The organism is Marispirochaeta aestuarii (assembly GCF_002087085.1).
GTDB classification, from domain to species: Bacteria; Spirochaetota; Spirochaetia; order JC444; family Marispirochaetaceae; genus Marispirochaeta; species Marispirochaeta aestuarii.
In genome coordinates, this window is the sequence record NZ_MWQY01000016.1 from 92,695 (window position 1) to 100,221 (window position 7,527).

At 60.4% G+C, this 7,527-nt stretch carries 9 protein-coding genes; 7 read left to right on the forward strand and 2 right to left on the reverse strand.

Going from position 1 to position 7,527, the window contains the following annotated elements:
• Positions 1 to 16 precede the first annotated feature (16 nt).
• From B4O97_RS14325 to B4O97_RS19630, 7 genes are all read left to right on the forward strand, one after another.
• Positions 17 to 898 carry an HlyD family secretion protein gene (locus B4O97_RS14325; RefSeq protein WP_158084312.1) on the forward strand — a complete coding sequence of 294 codons (882 nt, stop codon included), beginning with the start codon at positions 17 to 19 and terminating at the stop codon, positions 896 to 898.
• Positions 899 to 905: 7 nt separating this feature from the next.
• On the forward strand, positions 906 to 1,811 hold the full coding sequence (locus tag B4O97_RS14330) for an ABC transporter ATP-binding protein (RefSeq protein WP_083051831.1): 906 nt from the start codon (positions 906 to 908) through the stop codon (positions 1,809 to 1,811).
• Positions 1,808 to 2,551: an ABC transporter ATP-binding protein gene (locus B4O97_RS14335; RefSeq protein WP_083051832.1), complete on the forward strand. Its 744-nt coding sequence runs from the start codon at positions 1,808 to 1,810 to the stop codon at positions 2,549 to 2,551. The genes B4O97_RS14330 and B4O97_RS14335 overlap by 4 nt, the downstream gene beginning before the upstream one ends.
• 1 nt (position 2,552) lies before the next feature.
• Complete coding sequence (locus B4O97_RS14340; RefSeq protein ID WP_083051834.1) at positions 2,553 to 3,623, forward strand: ABC transporter permease; 1,071 nt, start codon at positions 2,553 to 2,555, stop codon at positions 3,621 to 3,623.
• A gap of 34 nt (positions 3,624 to 3,657) precedes the next feature.
• Complete coding sequence (locus B4O97_RS14345; protein WP_083051835.1) at positions 3,658 to 4,770, forward strand: ABC transporter permease; 1,113 nt, start codon at positions 3,658 to 3,660, stop codon at positions 4,768 to 4,770.
• Between the two features lie 399 nt (positions 4,771 to 5,169).
• A complete protein-coding gene (locus tag B4O97_RS14350) occupies positions 5,170 to 5,772 on the forward strand; it encodes a molybdopterin-dependent oxidoreductase (RefSeq protein ID WP_083051837.1) in 603 nt (200 codons plus the stop codon).
• A 398-nt stretch (positions 5,773 to 6,170) separates the two neighbouring features.
• Positions 6,171 to 6,701 carry a hypothetical protein gene (locus tag B4O97_RS19630; protein WP_198947085.1) on the forward strand — a complete coding sequence of 177 codons (531 nt, stop codon included), beginning with the start codon at positions 6,171 to 6,173 and terminating at the stop codon, positions 6,699 to 6,701.
• 200 nt (positions 6,702 to 6,901) lie between these two features.
• Here B4O97_RS19630 and B4O97_RS19770 read toward each other — a convergent pair whose 3' ends face one another.
• Together B4O97_RS19770 and B4O97_RS19360 are read right to left on the reverse strand one after the other, a co-directional pair.
• The gene (locus B4O97_RS19770) at positions 6,902 to 7,036 is read right to left on the reverse strand and encodes a hypothetical protein (RefSeq protein ID WP_269844568.1); all 135 of its coding nucleotides are present in this window, start codon (positions 7,034 to 7,036) and stop codon (positions 6,902 to 6,904) included.
• A 249-nt stretch (positions 7,037 to 7,285) separates the two neighbouring features.
• A complete protein-coding gene (locus B4O97_RS19360; RefSeq protein WP_269844569.1) occupies positions 7,286 to 7,411 on the reverse strand; it encodes an N-6 DNA methylase in 126 nt (41 codons plus the stop codon).
• Between the last annotated feature and the right edge of the window lie 116 nt (positions 7,412 to 7,527).

Here is a 7,527-nt window from a genome sequence, read left to right on the forward strand (position 1 = left end):
GCCAAGGAGTACCGGGATGAACCGGAACAGGATAATTCGAAACGGAATTTTTACAGCGCTCGTGCTGCTGCTGGCAGCCTGCGGTGCGGGCGATGGCGAGCGCAGCTTTACCGGGCAGGTGGAAGGCCGGGTCTACAGCGTCTCCTCGCCGGTAAGCGACCGGCTCCTGGAGCTCAGCGTCTGGGAAGGCGACCGACTGGCCGAGGGGCAGACAGTGGGGCGCATCGATACGGCCGCGCTGGAACTTCAGCGCAAGTCGCTGATCGCCGGGCGGGATCAGATCGGGCTGCAGCTCCAGGAGCTCACCCTCACTACCGCGCAGGTCAAGGATACCCGCGACTACTATGCGACCACCTACCGCCGCAATCTGGAGCTCCTGAAGGAACAGGCGGTCTCGGATCAGAAGGTGCGGGATCTGAAACTGAACGCGGACAAGTGGGAGCGGGAGCTGACGACCCTGCGTATCAAAGAACAGTCCCTCAAGCGGCAGCAGGACGAGATCGGCTACAAGCTCGAGGAACTCGATCTGATGATCAGCAAGGCCACTCTTACCAGTCCCGCCGCAGGCTATGTGGATCAGGTCTATTTCGAGAAAGGGGAGTTCGTTCCCGCGCTGCGTCCGGTGGTGGAGCTGGTCAGTCTCGAATATGTCTGGTGTTATCTCTATCTTGGCGAGTCCGGTATCGCGCAGATCAGTCCCGGTCAGGAGATGACCGCCCGCCTGGGGGAAAACACCTTCCGCGCCCGGGTCGAGCATATCAACTCCAGCGCCGAGTTCACCCCCAGGGAGGTACTCACCCCCGAGAACCGCGAGGCCCTGGTCTACGCGGTACGGGTCGGGATCGAGAATCCCGACGGAATCCTGAAGATAGGCATGCCTGTCGTGCTGGAGTGGTAAAGGTAGAATGAACGCCGCGAAATGTATTGAAGCAGAAGCGATCAGCAAGCGCTACGGCGAGATTCGGGCCCTCGAGGGCGTCGACATCCATGCGGCCGCCGGGGAGATCACCGGCCTTATCGGACCCGACGGAGCCGGGAAATCGAGCTTCATGCGCATCGTCCTCGGTCTGCTTGAAAGTGATGGCGGCGAACTGAAGCTCTTCGGCGAGACCCCGGAGCGGGGCCGACGCGGCGGAATCGGCTATATGCCCGAGGTTTTCTCCCTCTATACGGATCTGACCGTGGAGGAGAACATGCGCTTCTCCTTCAGGATTCACGGCGGCAGGCCTGCGGAGTACACGGCCAGGAGCGAGCGGCTCTACACCTTCAACCGCCTCTCCGATTTCAAGGCCGCCCGGGCCGGCACGCTCTCGGGGGGTATGAAGCAGAAACTGGCCCTCTCCTGCGCCCTGATGCAGGAGCCTCGTCTGCTGGTGCTCGATGAACCGACCACCGGCGTCGACCCCTTGAGCCGCCGGGAGTTCTGGCGGATGCTGAGCGAACTGAAAAGAGAGGGCATCGGCATCCTGGTTTCGACCCCCTACATGGAAGAGGCCCTGCAGTGCGACCGGATCTACCTGATGAACGAGGGCCGCATCCTGAACGCCGGAGCTCCCCGGGAGCTGATCGACGGTTTCGACGGCCGTATCATCGAGTTCGAGGATTCCGAGCTGGCGCCTCAGGATCTGCGCCGGGAGCTGGCCGCCGCCTGGTCCGGGCGGCCGGTCTATCTGTCGGGGCGCAGCGTGCACCTGGTGCTGCCCGCCGCGGCAGGAGACGCTGCGGCCGACCTTCCGACTCGCTCATCAGGGACGAGCCGTGAGATCGAACCTGACCTGGAAGACATCTTTCTGGCGGGGATACTCAGATGACGAGCGATTCATCCATGATGATTTCAATTCAAGGCCTGAGCCGCCGTTTCGGCGCCTTCACCGCGGTGGACGACATCTCCTTCGAGGTCGCCCCCGGGGAGGTCTTCGGTTTTCTGGGAGCCAACGGCGCCGGCAAGACCACGACCATCCGCATGATGTGCGGGCTGCTGAGCCCCAGCGAGGGCGACATCCTGATCGACGGGGTCTCGGTCTCCGCCGATCCCGAGCAGGTCAAGCGGCGCCTGGGCTACATGTCCCAGAAGTTCTCCCTCTACGGCGACCTCTCGCCGGAACAGAACATCGACTTCTTCGGGGCGGTCTACGGCGTCGACCCCGAGCGCCTGGAGGCGGAGAAGAGGAGAATCCGCGCCCAGCTGGGGGGGGCTCCCGGCAGCGGCCGCGCCGGGAAGCTGCCCCTGGGTTTCAAGCAGCGGCTGGGGCTAACCTGCGCCCTGCTGCACGAACCGCCGGTCATCTTCCTGGACGAACCGACCTCGGGCGTCGATCCCCTGGGGCGCCGGGAGTTCTGGGAAGAGATCTACGACCTCTCGTCCGCCGGGCGCACCGTCCTGGTGACGACCCACTTCATGGACGAGGCCGAATACTGTCACCGCATCGCCATCATGAGCCAGGGGCGCCTGATCGACCTCGACAGCCCCGCGGCCATCAAGCGCAAATACGGATCCGATACCCTCAACGAGGCCTTTATCCGGGCCGTCGAAAGCGACCGGGAGGAGTAGCATGGGACTCTACGGCATTATCCTGAAAGAGTTCAAACATATTGTGCGGGACTACCGCACGCTGATGATCCTCTTCATCCTGCCGGTGCTGATGCTGGTGCTCTTCGGCTACGCGATGACCCTGGAGATTCCGAATATCAGGCTGGCGGTCGAGGACCTGGACAATTCGGCGGCCTCCCGGGAGCTGATCGCAGGCTTCCGGGGCTCGGAATTCTTTACACTCCCCGAGGCCGGGGGACTCTCCGGGCGGGAGCTCTTCCGCCGCCGCGTCGCCGACGCGCTTCTGACCATCCCCGGGGATTACGGCCGGGGTGGGGCGGTCGACCTGCAGATCGACGCCTCCGACTCGAACCGGGCGCTGATCGTGCGGCAGTACATCGATGCCGTGGTAGAGCGCGCCTCGGACGCGCGGACCCGCAGACCGCCGATCGTCGCCGTCCCGGCCTTCCTCTACAACCGGCAGCTCGACAGCGCCTTCTTTTTCGTCCCTGCCCTGACAGCGCTGATCATCATCATGGTCACCGCCCTGCTGACGAGTCTGACCATCACCCGGGAGAAGGAGCAGGGCACCTTCGATCTGATCAAACTGAGTCCCGTGCACGCCTACGAGGTCATCATCGGCAAGGTGGTACCCTACCTGCTGCTGTCGCTCGTTATCGGCACCCTGATCGTGCTCTGCGGGGTGCTGATGTTCGGCGTCCCCATGAGGGGCAGTATTCCGGCCATGCTCTTCTACCTGATCCTCTACTGTCTGACCGGCCTCTCCTTCGGGATTCTGATCTCCACGGTGGCGGCCAGCCAGCAGACGGCCATGCTGCTCTCCCTGATCGGAACCCTGCTGCCGACCCTCTTTCTCTCCGGCTTCATCTTTCCCCTCGAGTCGATGCCCTCCCTTTTGCGGGCGATAAGCTGGATCGTGCCGGCCAGGTATTTTCTGATCATCATCCGGGGACTGATGCTCAAGGGCAACACTCAGCGGGAGCTGATCTTCCCCATCCTGATGCTCTCCGCCTTCAGCGCCTTCTTCCTGCTGGTGGCGATACGCCGCTTCAAGGCCTATCTCGAGGGCTGATTCAGACGGGGAACCGGAATTTAAGGAGACGACGATGCGAACCCTGATTGCGATGGTAAAAAAAGAGATCCTCCAGCTGCGGGCCGATACCTTCTATCTGCGCTTTCTTTTAATCGCGCCCCTCTTCCAGCTGATCGTGCTCGGCTTCGCGCTGACCATCGAGACCACCAACGTGCCGACCCTCATCTGCGATCTCGACAGGACCGCGCTCAGCCGCGAGTTCGTGCGCAGCGTCAGCACCAACGAGCGCTTCAACGTCATCGGCACGGTGGAGGAGTACGAGGAACTCGGCGACGCCCTTCAGCGCTGGCAGGCCAGCATCGGCATCTACATTCCCCCCGGTTTCGGCCGCGACCTGAAGCGCGACGCCTCCGCCGAACTGCAGGTCCTGATCGATGCGGTGGACGGCAACAAGGCCCTGACCGCCTACGGCTACCTGCAGCAGATCGCCGCCGAACAGGGCCTCCGCCTGGCCGCCGTGCCCCTCGACGCCGGCGGCGCCCCCGGCCCGCGCCTGGTCTACCACTACCTCTTTAACCCCGAGCTCAAGAACGCCGCCTTCATGGTTCCCGGCATCGTCGTGGTTATCGTCACCATCATCACTCTGATGATCGGCGCCATGAACCTGGTGCGGGAGAAGGAGGTCGGCACCCTCGAACAGCTGATGGTCACCCCCATCAACCGGAGCCAGCTTATCCTCGGCAAGCTGATTCCGTTTCTGGTCTACGCCTTCATCGAGGTGGCGGTACTGCTGAAGGTCGCCGAGCTGGTTTTCGGTCTGCACCTGGCCGGAAGCCTGTTGAGCCTCTACCTGGCGCTGCTGCTCTACCTCTTCTCGACCCTCGGTCTGGGGCTGCTCGTCTCCTCGGCGGCGGGCACCCAGCAGCAGGCCCTCTTTATCGCCTGGTTTTTCATGATCTTCATGATCCTGCTTTCGGGCTTCTTCATTCCCATCCGGAACATGCCCCGCTGGCTGCAGTGGCTGACGATGCTGAACCCCCTGCGCTTCATGATGACCATCGTGCGGGAGATCTATCTCAAGGCCACGCCGCTGAAGCTCCTGGCCGACCAGCTGCTCCCCTTGAGCGCCCTGGGACTGGTGATCTTCGGCACCAGCATCTTCACCTTCCAGAAAAAGAGCGGCTGAGAATCTGTGTTCCGGGCCCCCCGGCTGACGCCGTCGGGCCTGCTGCGGGGTTCGCGGCCCTTTTCCCGGGCTACTTACGTGCGCCCGGGGGGCCGCTCCGTCCTGACGGACCCGGGCTGCGCCCGACCCTCCGCGTCCCTGGGGCTGGGAGCTCCGGGTACCGTCCATCCTCTCCCCACCACCCAGGCTCGGTAATCTCAGGGGCGGGCAATTCACAGAATTTTCAGGGTAAAGATAAGCGCAAGAAGGGGGAAATGTCAGGCCATATAGAATATACTGAAAGAAACGAGGGGGCAGCTGGAGACACTTCGGGCCGAGGTTCAGCAAGCTTCCTCCGACCTGGAAAGGGTATCAGGTGATACCCTGGTATCATGAACAGAAAACGAAGCGGGGTACCGGATGAAAAGATTTATCTCTTCACTATTTATTCTCATCAGTATGATATTCATGCTCTTCTCCGGCGGACAGACCGAGTCTCTGCCTTCGGATGCTGAATCATCCGCCTCCGTCTGGGTAGAAGAGGAGGTTCTCAATCCCGAGGATCTCGAGTTTGGTGATCTCTTTATGGGGCTGCACTATACCGCGAAACCCATCGATCTGGATGAAGAGACCTACCGGCTGACAGTCACCGGCAAGGTGGACAAACCGCTCTCCCTCTCCCTGGCTGAGGTAAAGGCCCTGGCCACTGTCGATATACGGGTACGGCTGGTCTGTCCAGGCTATTTTACCGATGAAGGGGTCTGGAGCGGCGTTCTTGTAAGGACACTTCTTAAGGAGGCCGGGATCAGGGATGATGCCAAAACGGTAATATTCGCCGTACCCGATGAGAGCTACCGTACCCGGTTTCCTGTTGAACGCGCCACTGCGGACGACTTCCTGGTCGCCTGGGCTTTCGAAGGAGAGACCCTGCATCGGGTTCACGGTTTTCCCCTCAGACTGGTGGCCGGCGATACCGAGGGCAGCAACTGGGTCAAGTGGCTGCAGATAATACGGGTCGAGTAGTAGTTTGCCCCGGACACATATTCCGGTAATAATGTTCCTGATGGTGGATCTGTTACGTATTTTCATTACCGTTTTGAAGTAGCCATCGAATAAGTCCGCGAAACAGAACAGTACCGATTTTTTCTTTCGGCCCCCCGGCTTCGCCGTCGGGCCTGCTCCGGGGTTCGCGGCCTGTTTGCCGGGCTACTTCGTGCGCCCGGCGGGCCGCTTCCGTCCTGACGGACCCGGGCTTCCGCCCGGCCCTCCGCGTCCCTGGGGCGAGTGAAGCCTTCGGTAATCTCTCCGCTGGTAAACATATAAAAAATACTATATAAAACCGGTTTTTTCGTTCACCCGGGGGTATCTTTATATCTGACAAGAAATATCAGATTAAGGAGCATACTATGAAGAAACTTGCATTGATTACAGGATTGGTAGTTCTCGCAGCGGCGGCCGTCTTCGCCGGAGGTGCAGCGGAGCAGGTGGAGGTCTCGGGTACCGTTATTTCGATAGATACAGAGGTGAACGGGTCTCCCTACGTCACTCTCAATACATCCGACGGCGAATATCGGGTCCGTATGTCTCAGAATGAGATGGATCGTCTCGGACTGGCGGTAGGCGACGAGCTCACGGTCCGCGGCGAGATGGAGAGTGAGGACGACAGCCTCGAAATTGAGGTTAAGACCGTGATTCGGGACGGCGAAGAGTTCATTCTCGACGATGACGACGACGATGATAACGACGATGATAACGATGACTACGATGACGATGACGATGGCGACGACGATGATAACGATGACTACGATGACGATGGCGACAATGATGACGATGATGATGATGATGATGATGATGATGATGATGATGATGATGATGATGATGACGATGATGACGATGATGATGACGATGATGATGATGACGATGACGATGACGACAACGACGATGACGACTGATCGGTAATCTCGGGTCCCCGTTTTGCGACAGCCGCCCCTTGAAGGCGGCTGTCGTGTTTTTAGTTTCCCCTCATAAAGCCTCCAGCCTTAGGCGTTCGATATTCGGGCGATCCGGGCGGTGGTCAGGACCTGACGCAACAGGCACAGGTAACAATCAAGAAAGGTGTTCATGCCTGGCGCCCCTGAAGCGGGTATGTATTCTATCTGGGGTTGCTTATTATCGGCGTCACTTCCCGAAAAGCCTTGAGCCCCGCTTCTAGGTTTTCGATGATCTCGTCGGCCAGACTCTTGTGCTTAAGCCAGAAGATGTCCAGATTGGTTTTGTCCCGGGCCATGCTCTCGTCGTAAGTAAACCTGCGCCAGCGGCCTTCGGGATTCTCCTCCGACCAGGTCTCTCGTCTGTTTTGCGGTTTTCAGGGTTGTAGCAGGCGATAAAGTCGGACAGGTCCTTGAGGCGCAGGGGCTTCTTTTCCAGGGTATGGTGAACATTGGTGCGGTAGTCGTGGATCCAGACCTTCCGGGTCCACGACTACCGGGGACCTGGCCGGTTGTCGAAGAAGAGGACATTGGCCTTTACCCCGGGTTTATAGAAGATCCTCGTAGGCAGGCGCAGAATCGAGCAGCTGCTTGCGGACCGTCTCGCCCGCACCGCTTTCGATGAGTACGTTATCCGGCAGTACTACCGCCGCCCGGCCGTTCGCTTCGCTCACTGCTCGGCTGTGCGACCCGCCTGGTCGTTCGCTTAGCTCACTGCTCGGCTATGCGGCCCGCCTGGTCGTTCGCTTCGCTCACTGCTCGGCTGTGCGACCCGCCTGGTCGTTCGCTT